The 18035-nt window shown below is 34.5% G+C and carries 20 protein-coding genes; 11 read left to right on the top strand and 9 right to left on the bottom strand.

Going from position 1 to position 18035, the window contains the following annotated elements:
* Nucleotides 1-60 precede the first annotated feature (60 nt).
* Nucleotides 61-1167, top strand: coding sequence for an LLM class flavin-dependent oxidoreductase (locus NMAR_RS05945; RefSeq protein ID WP_012215492.1), 1107 nt, complete (start codon nt 61-63; stop codon nt 1165-1167).
* Between the two features lie 58 nt (nt 1168-1225).
* A complete protein-coding gene (locus tag NMAR_RS05940) occupies nt 1226-1456 on the top strand; it encodes a hypothetical protein (protein ID WP_148680141.1) in 231 nt (76 codons plus the stop codon).
* On the opposite strand, the gene NMAR_RS05935 is transcribed toward NMAR_RS05940, so the two are convergent.
* A complete protein-coding gene (locus tag NMAR_RS05935; protein ID WP_148680325.1) occupies nt 1451-1870 on the bottom strand; it encodes a hypothetical protein in 420 nt (139 codons plus the stop codon). The two genes, NMAR_RS05940 and NMAR_RS05935, sit on opposite strands and share 6 nt — an antisense overlap.
* Nucleotides 1871-2076: 206 nt before the next feature.
* Nucleotides 2077-2295 carry a hypothetical protein gene (locus tag NMAR_RS05930; RefSeq protein WP_148680140.1) on the bottom strand — a complete coding sequence of 73 codons (219 nt, stop codon included), beginning with the start codon at nt 2293-2295 and terminating at the stop codon, nt 2077-2079.
* A 60-nt stretch (nt 2296-2355) separates the two neighbouring features.
* On the opposite strand from NMAR_RS05930, the gene NMAR_RS05925 reads away from it, so the two are divergent.
* The 4 genes from NMAR_RS05925 to uvrC are packed head-to-tail and all read left to right on the top strand — an operon-like array spanning nt 2356 to nt 9379.
* The gene (locus tag NMAR_RS05925; protein WP_148680324.1) at nt 2356-2988 is read left to right on the top strand and encodes a pyridoxamine 5'-phosphate oxidase family protein; all 633 of its coding nucleotides are present in this window, start codon (nt 2356-2358) and stop codon (nt 2986-2988) included.
* Nucleotides 2989-3037: 49 nt separating this feature from the next.
* A complete protein-coding gene (gene uvrB / locus NMAR_RS05920; RefSeq protein WP_012215488.1) occupies nt 3038-4990 on the top strand; it encodes an excinuclease ABC subunit UvrB in 1953 nt (650 codons plus the stop codon).
* Nucleotides 4977-7796 (top strand): excinuclease ABC subunit UvrA, encoded by a 2820-nt coding sequence (gene uvrA / locus NMAR_RS05915; RefSeq protein WP_012215487.1) that lies wholly within the window; start codon nt 4977-4979, stop codon nt 7794-7796. Before uvrB ends, uvrA begins: the two co-directional genes overlap by 14 nt.
* On the top strand, nt 7793-9379 hold the full coding sequence (gene uvrC / locus NMAR_RS05910; protein WP_012215486.1) for an excinuclease ABC subunit UvrC: 1587 nt from the start codon (nt 7793-7795) through the stop codon (nt 9377-9379). The genes uvrA and uvrC overlap by 4 nt, the downstream gene beginning before the upstream one ends.
* A 20-nt stretch (nt 9380-9399) precedes the next feature.
* On the opposite strand, the gene NMAR_RS05905 is transcribed toward uvrC, so the two are convergent.
* The 3 genes from NMAR_RS05905 to NMAR_RS05900 all read right to left on the bottom strand — a co-directional run bounded on the left by NMAR_RS05905 (nt 9400) and on the right by NMAR_RS05900 (nt 11017).
* Nucleotides 9400-10356: a cupredoxin domain-containing protein gene (locus NMAR_RS05905; protein WP_012215485.1), complete on the bottom strand. Its 957-nt coding sequence runs from the start codon at nt 10354-10356 to the stop codon at nt 9400-9402.
* Between the two features lie 34 nt (nt 10357-10390).
* Nucleotides 10391-10543 (bottom strand): hypothetical protein, encoded by a 153-nt coding sequence (locus tag NMAR_RS09770; RefSeq protein ID WP_187146514.1) that lies wholly within the window; start codon nt 10541-10543, stop codon nt 10391-10393.
* A 126-nt stretch (nt 10544-10669) separates the two neighbouring features.
* On the bottom strand, nt 10670-11017 hold the full coding sequence (locus NMAR_RS05900; RefSeq protein WP_012215484.1) for a hypothetical protein: 348 nt from the start codon (nt 11015-11017) through the stop codon (nt 10670-10672).
* A gap of 22 nt (nt 11018-11039) precedes the next feature.
* Between NMAR_RS05900 and NMAR_RS05895 the strand changes: the two genes are divergently transcribed.
* Nucleotides 11040-11300 (top strand): hypothetical protein, encoded by a 261-nt coding sequence (locus NMAR_RS05895; RefSeq protein ID WP_238523159.1) that lies wholly within the window; start codon nt 11040-11042, stop codon nt 11298-11300.
* A 3-nt stretch (nt 11301-11303) separates the two neighbouring features.
* Here the strand turns inward: NMAR_RS05895 and NMAR_RS05890 are convergent, their stop codons facing one another.
* The gene (locus tag NMAR_RS05890; protein ID WP_012215482.1) at nt 11304-12467 is read right to left on the bottom strand and encodes a citrate synthase; all 1164 of its coding nucleotides are present in this window, start codon (nt 12465-12467) and stop codon (nt 11304-11306) included.
* Between the two features lie 119 nt (nt 12468-12586).
* Here NMAR_RS05890 and NMAR_RS05885 point away from each other — a divergent pair, with 119 nt between their 5' ends.
* Entirely contained in the window at nt 12587-12778 is a 192-nt protein-coding gene (locus NMAR_RS05885; protein ID WP_148680139.1) for a hypothetical protein, read from the top strand.
* 42 nt (nt 12779-12820) lie between these two features.
* Complete coding sequence (locus tag NMAR_RS05880) at nt 12821-13963, top strand: DHHA1 domain-containing protein (protein ID WP_012215481.1); 1143 nt, start codon at nt 12821-12823, stop codon at nt 13961-13963.
* Here NMAR_RS05880 and NMAR_RS05875 read toward each other — a convergent pair whose 3' ends face one another.
* Nucleotides 13964-14386, bottom strand: a complete 423-nt coding sequence (locus NMAR_RS05875) for a DoxX family protein (protein WP_148680138.1) — start codon at nt 14384-14386, stop codon at nt 13964-13966.
* A gap of 99 nt (nt 14387-14485) precedes the next feature.
* Here NMAR_RS05875 and NMAR_RS05870 point away from each other — a divergent pair, with 99 nt between their 5' ends.
* On the top strand, nt 14486-15613 hold the full coding sequence (locus tag NMAR_RS05870; RefSeq protein ID WP_012215479.1) for a DUF3179 domain-containing protein: 1128 nt from the start codon (nt 14486-14488) through the stop codon (nt 15611-15613).
* Complete coding sequence (locus tag NMAR_RS05865) at nt 15610-16098, top strand: hypothetical protein (RefSeq protein ID WP_012215478.1); 489 nt, start codon at nt 15610-15612, stop codon at nt 16096-16098. Before NMAR_RS05870 ends, NMAR_RS05865 begins: the two co-directional genes overlap by 4 nt.
* On the opposite strand, the gene NMAR_RS05860 is transcribed toward NMAR_RS05865, so the two are convergent.
* Both NMAR_RS05860 and NMAR_RS05850 read right to left on the bottom strand, forming a co-directional pair.
* Nucleotides 16081-16449, bottom strand: a complete 369-nt coding sequence (locus NMAR_RS05860) for a PPOX class F420-dependent oxidoreductase (protein WP_148680137.1) — start codon at nt 16447-16449, stop codon at nt 16081-16083. The genes NMAR_RS05865 and NMAR_RS05860 overlap by 18 nt on opposite strands.
* Nucleotides 16450-16742: 293 nt before the next feature.
* Nucleotides 16743-18020: a dicarboxylate/amino acid:cation symporter gene (locus NMAR_RS05850; protein ID WP_012215476.1), complete on the bottom strand. Its 1278-nt coding sequence runs from the start codon at nt 18018-18020 to the stop codon at nt 16743-16745.
* Nucleotides 18021-18035: the final 15 nt, after the last annotated feature.

Raw genomic sequence — 18035 nt, 5'->3', positions numbered from 1 at the left:
CTTGATAAACTGCGAAATTGGCAGCTGAACTAAACTTTTTATTCTAATGATTCGACGTAAATGTACTTGACTGATAAGAAACTCAAATTTGGTATTCAAAACGGCCTAAATGTTGCAAGAGCCGGTTATACTGAGGACCAAATCTTAACAGCATGTATGCTGGCTGATAAAACCGGCTATGATTCTATTTTCTACATGGACCACACAAATGTCCCACAATGGAAGAATGCCATTGTTCTAGACCCTTGGGTTATGTTATCTGCAATTGCTGCAGTTACTAACAATGTAGAACTTGGAACTTGTGTAACTGATGCAATCCGAAGACATCCTTCAAACATTGCACTAGCTGCAATTACACTTGATAGAGTTTCTAAAGGTAGAGCCATTCTTGGTATTGGTGCAGGTGAAGCACAAAATCTAAAAGAATTCTGCATTCCGTTTGAAAAACCAGTATCAAAATGGGAAGAACAAATTGAAACTATTCATACATTATACAAATCAACTCCAGATAACACTGTAGATTATGAAGGAAAGTATTACAAACTTGAAGGTGCATGTTTGCAAGCCCCTCCTATTAGAAAACCACATCCACCAACTTACATGGCTTCTGGTGGAAAGAGAACTTTAGCATTAACTGGAAAACTTGGTGATGGTTGGCTACCAATTGGTTATACTCCAGAACTTTTCGAAGATCATGCTGCTCAAATTAAAAAATCAATGGATGAAAACAACAGAACACAAGAAGAGAAAGACAATTTCCAATATGCACTTGATATCGATGTATACTTTTCTGAAGATGCAGAAGAATCCTGGGCAAGAATGAAAGAAGCAGTAAAGGTCAGTCTATTCAAGCCTGAAGTTTTGAGAGTTCATAACTTGAAAGAAATTGAAGGATTTGATTTCGTAAAATACTTTACAGAATATTCTATGTCTAATCAAGAATGGATTGTAAAGATGAGAGAAGCTGCAACAAAGATTCCTGAAGCAGTTGCACGTTCTTCAACTGCAGTTGGAACTCCTGACGACATCATTCCAACATTTGAGAGATTCATGGATGCTGGTGTTAATCACTTTGTAATTAGATTCTGGGGTAAGAATTACTTTGGCTCTATTGACAAATTTGCAAGCCATGTAATGCCTGCCTTGAGAGAAAAAGCCAAACAATAAGACGTTTTATCCTTTAACACACAGAAAATCATTTACTTTACCACATTCCATGAATATTATGGACGATGACCTTCCTGAATCTGTAAAGAAATGTCTTGACATTTTAGAAGAGAATGTTGAGATTTTGGCAAATTTAGAACTAGAACTAGAAGATGAAAAAGAGAATGCATTAGTTCCTGATATGGAATTGCATCAACTTTATGATATGACTGAAGATGTTGCTGAATCTGCAAAACTAAAACGTGCTGAATCTAATTTTGCACAAAGACAAGCAGAAGATTCTTTATGATTTGTGAGGTCTTTTACTTTTTGCTTTTGTAAATGATTTTGCTCTACGTTTGTTTCTTTGTTTTTCTAATCTCTTTCTAGTGCGTTCTGTTGCTTTTGTTGAACCTGCAATAATCTTTGTCTTACTTCCATCTCTAAGCATAATTTCCTTTCCTTTGAATCTGAATTCAACATCTCTGCATTTAATGTAATATTTTCTCAAACAGAAAAAAATCCTGTTGTTTGTTCCATGCATTTCTTTGATTTCTCTTGATTTTTTTAATTCATTGAGAATGTTTCTCAACAATCCTTTGTCGATATCTGTAATTCTGTGAAGTTCTCGAAACCAAATGAATTTTGATTCTCCTCCCCATTCTTCAAGAACATCTAATACTTGATTCGTAGCCTCTTCTCGTTCTTCATCAAACTCATCCATGACTGCCATATGATTTCTCTTCAATTAAGTGATTTTATTTAATAAAAAAATTGAATGAATAAAGTCAAGTTTTAGGACGTTGTTGTTTTTTTGATATTTTTTGTGATTTGGTACTATGAATCAATATGAAGTTGAATGTAATGAATTGTCTTGCAAGATTTTAGATGTACAGGCATTAGCAAAAGAACTTGAAGAAGAAGATTAGGTTATTTTTTTAATCGTCTCTCTCTAATCCTTGATTTAGTAACCTTTGTAGATTGTTTTTGATTTTTCTCCATTTGTTTTGCGATATTATCTATCTGCTTGATAATTTTTTCTTGTTCTTGTGGTGAATCAGTCTTTAGAAGTTTCTTTTTTAATTTTTTCAAATCATTTGAGTATTTGTTAAAATCATTTTTTAATTCATCAAGATATGGATCTTTCATATTTTTTGGCATATTTTACTACATTTAGTTTATTAGATCACTTTGCAAATCCTAATCGATTTGAAACTAGTAGGACGCCTTGAAATCAAATCTTATGAGAAGATAAAGGAATTTCTTTCTCAAGAACATGTTGGCCGTATAGCAAGCATCGATGAGAATGGGTATCCTCAGATTATTCCTATGAATTTTGTATTTGCCAATGATGCTATCTACATGCATTCCTATACTAGAGGTGAGAAATTAGACAACATATCTAGAAATGACAAGGTTGGATTTGAAGTAGACCGTGAATTGGAGTTTCTCCCATCATACTTTTCACATCCTACTGATGCATCACAAGCTGATACTTTGTACATCAGTGTAGTTATCAAAGGAAAAGGAGTTTTTGTTGAAGATGATGATGAAAAAGCATTTGGTCTTAATGAATTGATGAAAAAATATCAGCCAGAGGGAAATTACATTCCAATACAAAATAATGATCTGGTACTCGATGAAGTTGCAGTTATCAAGGTAATTCCTGTTTCCATCAAAGGCAAATACAAAATCGGGCAACAATTACGATCTGATTCAAGACAAATTCTGGCACAAAAAATTCTAGAAAGAAAGTCTCCCACTTCAAAACAAACTCTGAAAATTATGGGTTTTGAGGAAACTCCTGATGGCCTAAAAATGGTTGATGAACCTGTCTGGTAGTTTTTGATATCACCATTGCTTTAAATTCAGTTTTTAGGAATTGTACCTGTTGGAACAGATAACTCAATTTGAATTAGCATCTGAATATGCCCCTACAGGTGACCAGCCTCAAGCAATTGATCAACTCGTCAAGGGTGTCAAAGATAAAACCGTTCAAACCTTGTTGGGTGTAACTGGTAGCGGTAAGACATTTTCTGTTGCAAATGTTATTGCAAGAACTGGCAAAAACACTCTAGTCATTTCTCATAACAAAACTCTTGCAGCCCAACTGTATTCAGAATTAAAACAATTTTTCCCAAAAAACAATGTTGGATATTTTGTTTCATACTATGACTATTATCAGCCTGAAAGTTATCTTCCTCAAACTGATACTTACATTGAAAAAGACACTCAAGTCAATGAAAAAATTGAAAAGCTACGACTAGAGGCAACTGCAATGTTGCTTTCAGGTGAACCTACAATAATCGTCTCAACTGTTTCTTGCATCTACTCTCTTGGAAATCCACAAGATTGGGAAGACTTGGCAATTACAGTAACTGCTGGTGATGAAATTAAACGAAATGAATTGATTCGGCAATTAATTGATGCAAGATATGAGCGAAATGATACTGAAGTTGCTCCTGGAAACTTTAGAGTAAAGGGTGATACCATTGACATTACTCCTGCATACTCTGAAGATCTTGTTAGAATCTCTATGTTTGGTGATGAAGTTGAAAAGATATCTGTACTTGATCATGTTTCATTAAAAGAAAAAAAGAAGATTAATCAAATGAAAATTTTTCCTGCAAAACACTATCTTATTGCAAAAGATGTTAGAAAAAAAGCAGTCCAATCAATTAAAGATGAACTCAAGAAACGTTTGCCTGAATTAAATGAATTAGAAAAACAGAGACTAGAGATGAGAACAAAATACGATTTAGAAATGATTGAAGAATTGGGATATTGTTCTGGTATTGAAAACTATTCTAGACATTTTGATGGACGAAAAGCTGGTCAAAAGGCATTTTGTTTGATGGATTTCTTTGGAGATGACTATCTATTGGTAATTGATGAATCTCATGTTACATTGCCACAACTACATGGAATGTACAAAGGTGATCATTCGCGAAAAAAAGAACTTGTGACATATGGATTTAGGTTGCCAAGTGCATATGATAACCGTCCACTAAAATTTGAAGAATTTGAAGAATATGTTCGAAACACCATATTTGTGTCTGCAACTCCTGCTGATTATGAAAAGAAAATCTCCTCTCAAATTGCCGAACAATTGGTCCGCCCCACAGGACTATTAGATCCTGAAGTTGAGATTAGGCCTACCAAAAACCAGATGGATGATCTAATTGAGGAAATCAACAAAAAAGTAGCCAATTCTGAACGTGTTTTGGTAACTACTCTGACTAAAAGAATGGCTGAAGATTTGGCTGAATATCTCTCAAAAAAACAAGTCAGAGTACGATATATGCACTCTGAAATTGAAGGGCTGCAAAGAACAGAACTAATCAGACAACTACGGCTAGGTGAGTTTGATGTTCTAGTTGGAATTAATCTGCTTAGGGAGGGGTTGGATATTCCTGAAGTTTCTCTAGTTGCAATATTGGATGCAGACAAAGAAGGGTTCTTGAGAAATTTTACCAGTTTGATTCAAACATTTGGCAGGGCTGCAAGAAACGAAAATGGAAATGTAATCATGTATGCTGATACTGTTACTCAATCGATGAAAAATGCTATGAATGAAACAAAACGTCGTAGAGAAAAACAAATGAAATACAACAAAGATAACAACATTACTCCAAAGACAATCATAAAATCTGTTCCAGAACAAGTCACAACACTTGATGACTCTAAACTAAAATCAACACATGACATTGCAACTGATATTATTGATTTAGAAGCCCAAATGAAAAAATATTCTGAAGACTTGGATTTTGAACGTGCAATTGAATGCAGAGATAGAATAAAAAGACTAGAAAAGGAGATTCAAATTAAAAATGACCGAAAATAAATTAAAAATTCGTGGTGCACGTCATCATAATTTAAAAAACATTGACATTGACATTCCAAAAAACAAACTAGTTGTAATTAGTGGACTGTCTGGATCTGGTAAATCAACTTTAGCATTTGATACAATATATGCTGAAGGACAAAGACGATATGTTGAATCCCTTTCAGCATATGCTCGTCAGTTCTTGGAGATGATGGACAAACCTGATGTTGACTCTATAGATGGATTATCTCCTGCAATTTCAATCCAACAAAAAACAACTAGTAAAAACCCTCGTTCTACTGTTGGAACAACCACTGAAATTTATGATTACATGAGATTACTTTATGCTAGAATTGGTATTCCATATTGTACTAATTGTGGCAGAAAAATCTCTACCCAATCAATTGAAACCATTTGTGATTCTGTGCTAAGAGAATTTTCTGGCAAAAAGATTCTGATACTGTCTCCTATCATCCAGCGAAAGAAAGGAACCTATGAGAAACTCTTTGAGCAGATCAAAAAGGACGGTTACTCTAGAATACGCCTAAATGGAGAAATTTTGAGCCTAGATGAGGAAATTCCTCCACTTGACAGGCAAAAATGGCACAATATTGAGATTGTAGTTGACAGAATAACTACTGAAAAATCTGAACGCTCAAGATTGTTTGAGGCTATTCAGACTGCAATAAAGGCATCAAAAGGAGATGTAATGGTTGCATCAGAAAAATCTGAAAAAGTCTTTTCTCAAAATAATGCTTGTCCTTATTGTGGATTAACAGTAGGTGAATTGGAACCAAGAAATTTTTCATTCAACTCTCCATTTGGCTTGTGTAAAGATTGCAATGGCCTTGGTGTTAAAATGGAGTTTGATCCTGATTTAGTAATTCCAGATAAAACAAAATCAATTTTGGATGGAGCAATTGTTCCTTGGAGTGGAAGATTTTCTTCCTTTAGAAGACAAGCATTAAGAGCAGTAGGCAAAAAATTTGGCTTTGATTTGATGACACCAATTAACAAAATAAAACCAAAACATCTCAAAATTATTTTGTATGGAACAGATGATCTAATTGATTTTAATTATCGTTCAAAATCTGGCGATTCTTCATGGCAATACACTAATGCCTTTGAAGGTGTGTTGGATAATCTTCAACGTGTTTTTATGGAAACTGATTCTGAATCAAAACGTGAATGGTTAAAACAATTCATGAGAGATACTCCCTGTAATGGATGTAATGGAAAAAAACTCAAACCTGAATCACTTGCAGTAAAAATCAATGATAAGGGAATCATGGATGTCTGTGATTTGTCTATTGACCATTGTTATGATTTCTTTTCTACGCTAAAACTAACTGAAAATGAACAATACATTGCAAGAGATGTTCTAAAGGAAATTAAAGAACGACTAGAGTTTTTGATGAATGTTGGTTTGAATTATCTTACTCTAAACAGATTAAGTTCTACATTATCTGGTGGCGAATCTCAAAGAATTCGATTAGCTACACAAATTGGTTCCAATCTTACTGGTGTTTTGTATGTGTTAGATGAACCAACTATCGGTCTTCACCAAAGAGATAATGCCCGACTCATTAAAACGCTAAATAAGCTACGAAATTTGGGAAATACTGTTATTGTAGTGGAGCATGACGAAGAAGTTATACGAAATTCAGACTGGATGGTTGATTTGGGACCTGGAGCCGGTGTAAATGGTGGTAGTGTTGTTTTTGAAGGAACTGTCAACCAAATTCTCAATGGTCACAAATCTGTAACTGGTGATTATCTTAAAGATAATTCTTTAATCATGTTGCAAGACAAAATTCGAAATAATTCTGGAACACTTGTTGTAGAAAAGGCATCTGAAAACAATCTCAAAGATATTGATGTTGAAATTCCATTAGGACTTTTTGTTTCTATTACTGGTGTTTCGGGCTCTGGAAAATCTACTCTGATTAATGACATTTTACTAAAAGCATTAGAAAATCATTTTTACAAATCTAATGTCAAACCTGGAACTCACAAAAAGATTGTTGGTTTAGAGAATATAGACAAAGTCATTGCAATTGATCAATCTCCAATTGGACGAACACCTCGTTCAAATCCAGCAACATACATTGGTGCATTTACTCCCATTAGAGAATTGTATGCAAATACTGAACTATCAAAAGAACGTGGATATGCTCCAGGACAATTTTCATTTAATGTTGCAGATGGAAGATGTTTTGCATGTGATGGTGATGGTGTAAAACAAATCGAGATGCAGTTTCTTTCTGATGTGTATGTAAAATGTGATGAATGTAAAGGAAAACGTTACAACTCTGAAACATTGTCTGTTCTTTACAAAGGGAAAAACATCTCAGATGTTTTGGATATGACTGTGTATGAAGCTCTAAACTTTTTTGAAAACATTCCTGCAATTAAACGAAAATTACAAACAATTTACGATGTTGGTTTGGGATATATCAAATTAGGCCAATCTTCTACAACTCTATCTGGTGGTGAGGCTCAAAGAGTGAAACTAGCCTCAGAATTATCAAAACGAGGAACTGGAAAGACCATGTACATCTTAGATGAGCCTACAACTGGTCTCCACTTTGCTGATGTACAAAAATTACTGGATGTCTTAAACAGACTGGCCAATCTTGGAAATACTGTTGTAGTAATTGAACACAATATGGACGTCATCAAAAACTCTGATTGGATAATTGATTTGGGTCCTGAAGGTGGAGATGAGGGTGGCAGAATTGTTGCCACAGGAACCCCAAAAGACATTGCAAAAGCTCCTGGAAGCTATACTGGAAAATATCTAAAGAAATTAGTTAAAAAATGACTTTTGATATCTCTAAAATCACAATTCCCACAGATCCTGGAATATATTTGATGAAAGATTCTGATGGAACAATAATTTACATTGGTAAGGCAAAGAATCTCAAAAAACGTGTAAAGTCATATTTCTTAAAAAATCAAAATTACAAAACACAAAAACTGGTTCAAAACATTTCTGATATTGAATTTGTTTTAACTGATAATGAAAGTGAAGCATTTCTTTTAGAATCAAATATGATCAAAAAATACCGTCCTAGATTTAACATCGAGTTAAAGGATCAACAACGATACACTTACCTTAGAATATCTGATGAAAAATATCCACGATTGTTAGTTGCAAGACGAACAAGAGATGGAAAATTTCTTGGTAAAGGAAAAACTTTTGGTCCTTTTACTCAAGGTAGCTCAAAACTGCTTACAATTGGTGCATTACGTAAAGCATTTCAAATCCGAATTTGTAAAACATTGCCAAAAAAAGTCTGCCTTGAATATCATTTGGGTAATTGTGAAGGTCCTTGTGAGTTTAATGATGCTCAGGATAGATATCCAAAACATGTTGCTGCATTAGAAGAAGTTCTAAAAGGAAAAAACCAGACAAAAATCTTTACTAAAAAATTAGAAGAAGAGATGCATCAGGCAGCTGAATTGCAACAATTTGAGCGTGCAAAAGATATTCGTGACACTCTGATTAGACTTGGCAGTCTTCAGACAAAACAAAAAATGGAATATGTAGAAAATTCTGATGAAGAATATTTCGGTATTGGAATTCAAGAACAATCTGCAACTGTGATGAATTTTAGAATGATTAATGGTGTTATTCGAGATAGTGACAAATTCTTTTTTGATCTAGTTGGTGACAACTCTTTTTCAAATTTTCTTTATCAATACTACTCAACACACAAAATTCCAAAATACATTATTGTAAGTGAACTTCCTGAAAATCAAAAACTTTTGGAATCTTTACTTTCTGAACAAGCTGGTTTTTCTGTAAAAATTTCTACTCCGACAAAGGGCAAGAAAAAAGACATTATGAATTTGATTTTGAAAAATATCAAACTAATTCATTCTAAAGGTGGAGAACCTGGATTAGTTGAATTAAAAGATATTCTGCATCTACCTGTAATTCCAAATGTTATCGAATGTTTTGATATATCTAATCATGGTGAAGATTTTGCAGTTGGATCCATGGCCCAATTTGTTAATGGTAAACCAAACAAATCTGGATACAGAAAATTCAAAATCAAAACTGTGTCTGGTAGAGATGATTTTGCAATGATTGGTGAAGTTATCAAGCGAAGATACTATAGATTGTTAGAAGAAAATTCTGAATTACCTGATTTGATAGTAATTGATGGTGGTAAAGGACAACTTAATGCTGCTACAAAGTCTTTACAGTCTCTTGGATTGAAACTACCTTGTATCTCTTTGGCAAAAGAAAATGAAGAAATCTACTTGCCTAAAACCAAAAATCCTGTTACTATTGCAAAGAACAAACCCTCTCTTCAAATTTTACAGCATGCTAGAGATGAGACTCACAGATTTGGCGTGGCATACAATAGGACTATTAGAAAAAATCAGATAAAATAAGAAAAAAGAAAAAATTTGGTTTAGTTCACTGTAACACTACCAACCATCCAAGGATGTACCATACAGAAGTAATCATAGGTTCCTGCATCTTCAAATGTGAATGAATAAGATGCTCCTCCCATAACTAAGCTGCTATCAAAGACACCAGATGGTCCATCTGCTGGACTGCCACCGGTAACTGTGTGTGCAGCGGTGTCGCTATTGACAAATTCTACTGTATCTCCAGCATTGATTGTGATGTTTGCTGGAATGTAACATTCGTTAGTTTCTTCACAACCTGGAACTGAAGTACCTGCTGGCATATCGACTGTGTGAGTCATTGGACCTGCTGGTTCTTCTTCATGAGTTTCTTCTACATGCATTTCATCTTCTACATGCATTTCATCCTCAGCTTCCATAACCATTGGTTCTGTTTCTACTAGATCTAATATCTTGTAATCAACTACGAATGTGTTAGTATAGAATGTGTGAACTGCTAAAGCATTACCGGAAAATTCCCATTCTCCTTTTGCATTCTTTGGGTCAACAAGTGTTAATTCAAATCTTGTTTCACCGTCTGGAGTCCAAATCTTTGATGGGTTTTCATCATCTCCGATTGGTCCTCTAAGTGAAACCAATTGAATATTTTCAGATGCATCGTAGAGAAGTGTACCTGAATATGTGTTCTCACTTGGTGCCAATAGCACTGCAAGTTGGTGTTCCTCATGTCCTATACCTGGGTCTTGTACAGATGTGGCTCTCTCCCAACCAGATTTCTTTGGTTTTTCGGAAGCTGCCTTTACTTCATCTGCAAGATCTGCAAATGGATCAGCTTGAACTGGTTCTTCCATTTGTGGTTCAGGTGCTGTAGTTCTTACAGCTGGAGTTGAAACACTGGGACCGGCATTTTGAGCTGCATCGCCATACATGGCAAATGCAACTCCTATAGCTACAATTGCGATTGAAAATCCAATTGCAGCCTTGTCTATACCTGCCATAGTTGATCAGTCACTCTCTATATGGTAAATAAATCTAATCTTCTTTCTTACTTTCATAATGACATTTTTCATGTTTTTTTCTTTCATGAGATTTGATTTCTGTAAAATTTTCAAATTTTTTCAAATTTTCTAAAAATTCATTGAAAATTACATATGATCGCTCTAATGCGACATTGATTGTTGTCAATGAAGTTGAACAATTCTTTCTTTTATGATTCTGTACTGTAATGCTATCATACAAAGCAACTGAGCTGTCACCATGTAACTAACCGTTTTTGGTCTTAAGCTCTTTTGCCTTTGAATTTTTGTGTGATTAAATTAACTCAAATTCCATTTTTAATTTTCTTTGAGAAATTAATTGTTTGATAAATCGCATTCTATTTTTGATAAACTCATCATCAATTTCTTTGTTAAATTTGAAATGTTCAAACATTGCTTTTTCGTTGAATTTTACTTTAACACTATCTTCATTTTTTATGATGAATACTCCAATTGCCCAAAATAGGCCTACATGAAATGCAATGTACTTTGATTGCAAATTTGTTACTTTATCTTTGTACATTTCTACATGTTCACGATTTTGTTCTGAAATGGAATCTCCTGTTTTGATTTTCCATGAGATTCTCTCACTATCTCCGTCAAAATGAAAAATGTGGTCCAATTGTCATCCAAAAAGTGGTTTTTTGTCAATATATTTTGAATTCTTCACTTATGATCAAAGATTGAAAGGTGTAGTTATGCTTGAATCTCACGCCTTCTTTTCAAAAATGGTGGATGAATTAGTAGAGTTCTCTGAGTATGATCCTGAACTAGCAGATGGTATAAAGTGGCTTGATGAACAGGCACAGAAGAAAGGTATCACATTTTATGATATGGTCTTTGAAGTCTTGTACAAGCATGATGTAAATTCTAAAGCTAAAGATTGGCTTAGTACAAGAAATTAAAAATTATTTTCTCAAGTCTAGTGTTTTGTATTCACAACCTTCTGGACCACAATACTTTCCAACATACGTTGCTTTTGGTCTATACAATGCTGGTTTTGGTGCAGCTTCTGCAAACTTTTCTTCAATAATATGAGCTGCCCATCCTACGACTCTTGATATTGCAAATATTGGTGTGTTCAAATCTACTGGAATTTTTAACATATAGTAAATTGATGCACTATACAAATCGACATTTGGATAGATGTCTTTTCCTTTCTGTGCTTTCATTTCAGAAATGGTTGTAGTTTCAACTTTTTCAGTCATATCAAACCATGGCTCTTTTGTTTTTTCTGCAAGTTTTCTTGAGAGCTCTTTTAGAACTTGTGCTCTAGGATCATATGTTCTGTAAACTGCATGACCCATTCCCATAATTCTTTCACCTGCACTCATTTTTTCTTTAATCCATGGTTCTACTTTGTCAATTTCTTTGATTTCTAGTAACATCTTCATGACTTCGGTGTTTGCCCCTCCGTGTAGTTCTCCACTTAGTGCACCAATTGCTGCACTTGATGCTGAATACATGTGAGCTCTTGTTGATGCAACTTGTCTAGCTGTAAATGTAGATGCATTGAATGTGTGGTCTGCATGCAAAATTAGACACACGTCAAAAACCTTCTCTACTTCAGGATCTGGTTTTTCTCCTGACATCATGTAAAGGAAATTTGCTGCATGACTAAGAGATGAATCTGGGTCTACAATTGGTAGTCCATTTCTAATTCGTTGCCAACTTGCAATTATTGTTGGAACTTTGGCAATTAGATTGATTGCTTTTTCATAACTTGCTTCCTTGTTTGAAAATTCCTCATCGTAGTATCCTGCCAGTGCTGAGACAAATGCCTGAAGCATGTCCATTGGATCTGCATCCTTTCTCCAATTTCCCATATTCTTTTGCATCTGTTTTGGGATGTATCGTGCTTCAACTAGTTTTTGATTAAATTCATCTAACTGTGCCTTTGTTGGTAGATTGTCATAAAGCAGCAAATATGCTGTCTCTTCAAATGTTGAATTTTTTGTAAGATCTAAAATGTCAAATCCTCTGTAGATTAATTTGCCTTTTTCACCGTCAATATTTGAAATTCTTGTATCTGCGACTTCAATTCCTCGCAAGCCAATATTTTTGGTCTCCATACTGAGCCTAGCAGAAATTCTTCTATTATATTTTCGCCAAAATTATGTCTATGAAATTTAGCATTTAGTCTAATATGCTAACTTTTGGCCCTAAATGAGAATTTTTAATCAAAAATTAAATGACTCCCAGTGAACGCAAAAATCTACAAAAACTTGATGACTTGGTTCTCAATGCATCTGCTGAAGAATTAAAAAAACTTCAAGAAATTGATTCTCAAAATCAGATGGAAGGACTCTCTCTTTATGAGGTATATTTAGATTCAAGTTCTCTGATAAATCAAAGCGTCAAAAACCCATCTAGAAAATCTTGAGATTTCATTCTTCATTTAAATGAGGGTTTGTAGTTTTTCCTAATGTTGGCCGCAACAAAGAAACCTGCTACAAAGAAATCAACAACTAAAAAGACAAAAACAACTACTAAAAAAACTACAACCAAAAAAGTTGTTAAAAAAACAACTAAAAAAACTGCAACCAAAAAAGTTGCTAAAAAAACAACTACTAAAAAAGTAACAAAATCAAATCGTACCAAAGTAATTTGCATATCTCACAAAGAAGATGCTGATGGTATTAGTTCTGCAGCATTAATTCGACAAGCATTTGGCGGTGATGCAATTTTAGTTGACTATCCTGGACAAATGGAAGCACTCCAACAAGTTGTTACTGATGAAAAATTAAAGTCATTATACATTTGTGATTTAGGTCTAAGCAAAAAAACTCAAGATGAATTTATTGATATTATGAAAACCCTGAGAAAAAATAAAGTTTCAATTACATACATTGATCATCATGACATTGATCCTAATGTTGTCAAATCATTAGAGAAACTCAAAGTCAAAGTAATTCACGACATTAACGAATGTACTACTGTTCAAGTTTACAATGCCTATAAATCAAAATTAAACGAACATGCTACTTTTGTTGCAACATGTGCTGCAATCACTGATTACATGGAGGATAGACCACTTGGTTCTAAACTACTTCAAATGTATGATAGACAATTTGCACTCATCAGTGCTACTGTTCTAACCTACAACATTGTAGGTCATCAAAAAGAACCTGACTATCTCTTGTACTTGGTTGAAGAACTAGCAGAATCCAAATTCCCTCATGATATTCCAAACACCTTTGAATTTGCACAAATTCAAGTTGAAAAACTCTCACAAATGATTGCCAAAGTAAAAGCCGGTATGAAAACAATGAAAAATCTAGGACACATGGAGATTCTTGATTCTGGTGCTAGTGGTGCTGTGAATTTTGTAATGGGTTTGTCTGGTAAGGATGTTGGTGTTGCATACAAAGAAAGAGTAGACCATGGAATTTACGCTGTATCTGTTAGAGGTTCTAAGAATTGTAAAGTACATTTAGGTAAAATTGTTAATTTGTTGGCAACTGATCTTGGTGGTTCTGGTGGTGGACATGATAGAGCATGCGGCGCTGTAATTCCAAAACCGAAAATAAAAAAATTCATTACAGAATTAAATAAAAAAATAAAGTAATCACTGTAAGAATCTAGGAATCTTTTTTGCTACATGAGATATTGAAATTCTACCTGGCCCTGCTGCTATGATTGCAAGTGTTGCAGCTAGCATTACTAAATCCCATTCCCATCCTCCTTTGGAAACAAAAAATCCATTTTCCCACCTGATGTGAAATATCGCTCCAAGTAAAATTACTGATAATATTACGGCAGAAATTCTAGACAGAACTCCTACAACAAGTAATACTCCTCCAATAAATTCAGCTAGAGCAATTGGTAATTGAAGCTCAGGTGGAATTCCTATTGAAATTAACCACTCTTGCCATCCAGGATCAAATTTCTTTATGCTATGAACAATGAATGTCACACCAATAGATGCGCTAATTCCCCAGTGGGTAATGTCATGTAATACATTTCCCTTTAGGGTTGCTTCTGTATTCATTGATTCTGGCCTTTGAAAAATCATTAAAAGGGTTTGTCCAAATCCTATCCAAAAGTTGGAATAATTTTTTAATAATTTAGAGGAGAAATCCTTACAAAATTGAATGCCAAGATTCTTGCTCCAGCAGTAGCTATAGGTATTGCACTTGTAGGTTTAGGTTTGTTCTTGTCTGAGGACTCTAGACCCTACACAACAATCACACCTACGTCATCCTCTGTTGTGGTGCCTGAAACTGGAATATCTGAATTTCAAATGATGGAGACTGATGGCATCAAACATCTGATTCCCTTAGATAAGATCAAAGGTGGTGGTCCTCCAAAAGATGGAATTCCTTCAATTGATAATCCCATATTTGCTGACATTTCAGACTCTCAATTCATGTCTGATTCAGATACTGTGATTGGTTTGGAAATTAACGGTCAGGCAAAAGCATATCCATTATTCATTTTGGTTTGGCATGAAATCGTAAATGACAAAGTTGGTGGGCTTCCAGTATCTGTAACTTATTGTCCACTGTGTTATACTAATCAAGTCTTTGAAAGAGTAATTGATGGACAAGAAGTAGAGTTTGGAACATCTGGAAAATTATACAACAGTAATTTGTTAATGTATGATAGACTGACTGAATCCTATTGGAGTCAAGCACTTGGGATTGCAGTAAAAGGAGAATTGTCTGGATATCAACTTGACTTGGTTCCTTTTGATGTAATTACTTGGGGTGATTGGAAAAAATTACATCCAGATACTTTGGTACTAACTACTGACACTGGTCATCTAAGATCTTATGCAACTGATCCTTATGGAAATTATTACGCAGAACCTCGAATAATGTTTCCTGTAGAGTATAGAGATGACAGAATGCATCCAAAAGAAATTATCGTTGGCTTTAATTTAGATGGAATTTACAAAGCTTACAAACAAAACGACATTGAATCTCAAATAGTGATAAATGATTCAGTTGGAAGTACTTCTATTTTGTTAGTGTCTTTATTTTCTGAAAACTCTCGCGCATTTGATAGAGTAGTTGATGGAGAAATTTTAGATTTTGAATATTTTGATGGAAAGATAATCGATTCTCAAACAAACTCTGAGTGGAGTTATGATGGATTGGCAAAATCTGGCTATTATGAGGGAAAACAACTAGAAAGACTCCCAATTGAGCCTGGATTTTGGTTTGAATGGGTCGCATTTCATCCTAAAACTCTAGTTTATGGTGATGTATCATGAAACCTATTCAAAAAGCAACTATTGTTGGAATAATTACCGTTACACTCTACTTGACAGTGGTAGTGGCAACTACTCCTGCCCTAGAACCCTATGCTGCAATCAGTGCTGCATTTCAACTAAACTCTATTGTGATAATTGGTATGGGAGTTGGAATTGGTCTTCAAGTGTTTTTGTCTGAAAAAAGTAAACTGCTTGGATGCAAACTAGATGTTAAAAGAAAAGCATTTGGTGGAAACTCTGGCAGTACTGCTGCAACATCCTTCTTTTCATTTTTCTCTCTAGTTCCACTTGGTTGTTGTGGTTGGTGGCTCTATGTATTGTCTTTACTTCCAAGTGTTGTTGGAACTGGAGTGTCTGCAGTTCTCATAGAGTATAGCCAAGTATTAGCATATGTCGGGTTGGCAATAATTTTTGGATTTGCTGGATTTACTGCTCTAAAACTAAAGAAAGAACAACAGTTACAAAATTCACTTGAGCTTAATTGAGAATGCTAACAGTTCTCCTTTGCTTTTAGTAAGGAATCTTGCCATCTTGGAGAAGAATCCATATTTTTTGTCTCTTCTTTTTACTGCATCTTTTGTTTTTTCTTCATCTAAAATCTCTGCAACACCTGAAACCCACTTTCCTTTGATTTCACCTTTAATGGTACATGTTGCAATTTTTACCTGAGTGTTGTTTTTGAGTCGCTTTACTTTTCCTGTTTGATCTCGAGTTACTACAAAGATTAAACCATTCTTTATTGTAAACCAAACTGGTGTCTTTACAGGATCACCGTTTTTTCTATATGTCTCAACTGAGATGTATTTTTCAGATTCAATCTCTTCTAGATACTTCAATTTAGCCTCGATTTTAGGATGCATTTGCTATATTTTTGAGTTTTCTGATGATTATATTCTTGGCAAATCATACTTTTTGCTTCTGGCTTTTGATCTTAATCTTGTTTTACAACATGGACATGAATTTTCCTCTGTGAGAAAAAATATTGCACACAATGAACACCACTTTTGCCCTATTTTGTAACGAAGATTGTTTGTAAATGATGTTGATTTTAATCGCTCACATAGTCCTTTGCACATTTGTACCATGAAACAAATTCTTTGAAAATATATTTAAGAAAATTTCCAAATCCTCAATTCTTTTCTCGCGTTATTTCATTAAACGCGCAAGATGCAGTAAGATCACCTGTGACATTTACCATGGTCCTGATCATGTCCAAAATTCTATCTACTGAAAGCAATAACAAAATTCCTACTGGAGGAATTCCAACTGTTACAAGTATTGTAGCTAAAACAACTGTTCCTGCTCCTGGAACTGCAGGTGTTCCAATTGATGCCAAAAGTGAAGTAATGATAATCACAAGTATGGAGAATATACTCAATTCAATTGCAAAGAGCTGTGCCAAAAAGAAGACTGCTATTACTTGATACAATGCAGTTCCATCCATGTTTACTGTAGTTCCAAGTGGAATGACAAATTTTGATACACGTGTATCTATCTTCAGATCCTCTTCTGCAGTCTTTAATGTCATAGGCATTGTTGCCATTGAACTTGCAGTTGAGAATGCCAAAGTCTGTGGGTTACGGAACTTTGAGAATGTAGATGAGATTGGTCTTTTTGCTACAAATTTTATGATCATTGTATAAACCAACAACATGGCTCCAAGCCCTAGGATCACTGTTGCCATGTATACTCCAAGTCCTGCCATTGTTTCTACTCCTACTTTAGCAACCATGCCTACAATCAAACCAAAGACTGCAAATGGTACAATCTTCATTGCCATAATCAAAATGTATAATGTGATTTTTTGAACAGATTCAAGTAAATCCAGTAGTGGTTTGACTGACTCTTTTGGAAGAGCAGCCATTGCCAATCCTACAATCATCGCCATTATCAAAATGCTTAACATTTGTCCTTCAAGATAAGATACAATTGGATTTCTTGGGATAATGTTTGATGCAATATCTGGAATTTCATCTACTGAGAAACCTTCTGTAACTTTCAAATCATCTTCAGAAAGATCATGAGTCTCTTGAAGTGCAGTAAGGTCTAGAATACTTCCAGGGGCAATAACTGATGCAAGAGTTATTGCAATTAGAATTGCAATTGTTGTAGTAATTACAAAATAAACTCCAATACCTAATCCTAGAGTTTTCATTTTTTCTTTTGTACCTAAATTAGTAATGGCAACCACAATTGATGCAAAAATTAATGGAACTATGATCATCAAAATTACACTCAAAAATATGTTGGCTGGAATTTTGAGATATGATGAAACAGTATCTAGAGTGTTGTCATCTAGACTGACCCCTACATCATCTCCTAAAACTAAACCAACTCCTAATCCCACTAGTAAAGAGATTACAACTTGAAGCCACAACTGTTTGAAAATATAATTTTTCAATTCCATTTAATACACTTCTAG

It is taken from the genome of Nitrosopumilus maritimus SCM1 (genome assembly GCF_000018465.1).
Classification (GTDB): Archaea; Thermoproteota; Nitrososphaeria; order Nitrososphaerales; family Nitrosopumilaceae; genus Nitrosopumilus; species Nitrosopumilus maritimus.
The sequence above is the reverse complement of the archived record's forward strand: the minus strand, read 5'-3'. Positions and strand labels throughout refer to the sequence as shown.

Bases quoted from the DNA above. Each gene is read 5' to 3' on its own strand.
- NMAR_RS05880 (WP_012215481.1), top strand. From the start codon at position 12,821: ATGTTGGCCGCAACAAAGAAACCTGCTACAAAGAAATCAACAACTAAA.
- NMAR_RS05865 (WP_012215478.1), top strand. From the start codon at position 15,610: ATGAAACCTATTCAAAAAGCAACTATTGTTGGAATAATTACCGTTACA.
- NMAR_RS05945 (WP_012215492.1), top strand. From the start codon at position 61: ATGTACTTGACTGATAAGAAACTCAAATTTGGTATTCAAAACGGCCTA.
- NMAR_RS05885 (WP_148680139.1), top strand. From the start codon at position 12,587: ATGACTCCCAGTGAACGCAAAAATCTACAAAAACTTGATGACTTGGTT.
- uvrA (WP_012215487.1), top strand. From the start codon at position 4,977: ATGACCGAAAATAAATTAAAAATTCGTGGTGCACGTCATCATAATTTA.
- NMAR_RS05905 (WP_012215485.1), bottom strand. From the start codon at position 10,356: ATGGCAGGTATAGACAAGGCTGCAATTGGATTTTCAATCGCAATTGTA.
- NMAR_RS05935 (WP_148680325.1), bottom strand. From the start codon at position 1,870: ATGGATGAGTTTGATGAAGAACGAGAAGAGGCTACGAATCAAGTATTA.
- NMAR_RS05875 (WP_148680138.1), bottom strand. From the start codon at position 14,386: ATGAATACAGAAGCAACCCTAAAGGGAAATGTATTACATGACATTACC.
- NMAR_RS05940 (WP_148680141.1), top strand. From the start codon at position 1,226: ATGGACGATGACCTTCCTGAATCTGTAAAGAAATGTCTTGACATTTTA.
- uvrC (WP_012215486.1), top strand. From the start codon at position 7,793: ATGACTTTTGATATCTCTAAAATCACAATTCCCACAGATCCTGGAATA.
- NMAR_RS05930 (WP_148680140.1), bottom strand. From the start codon at position 2,295: ATGAAAGATCCATATCTTGATGAATTAAAAAATGATTTTAACAAATAC.
- NMAR_RS05850 (WP_012215476.1), bottom strand. From the start codon at position 18,020: ATGGAATTGAAAAATTATATTTTCAAACAGTTGTGGCTTCAAGTTGTA.
- NMAR_RS05890 (WP_012215482.1), bottom strand. From the start codon at position 12,467: ATGGAGACCAAAAATATTGGCTTGCGAGGAATTGAAGTCGCAGATACA.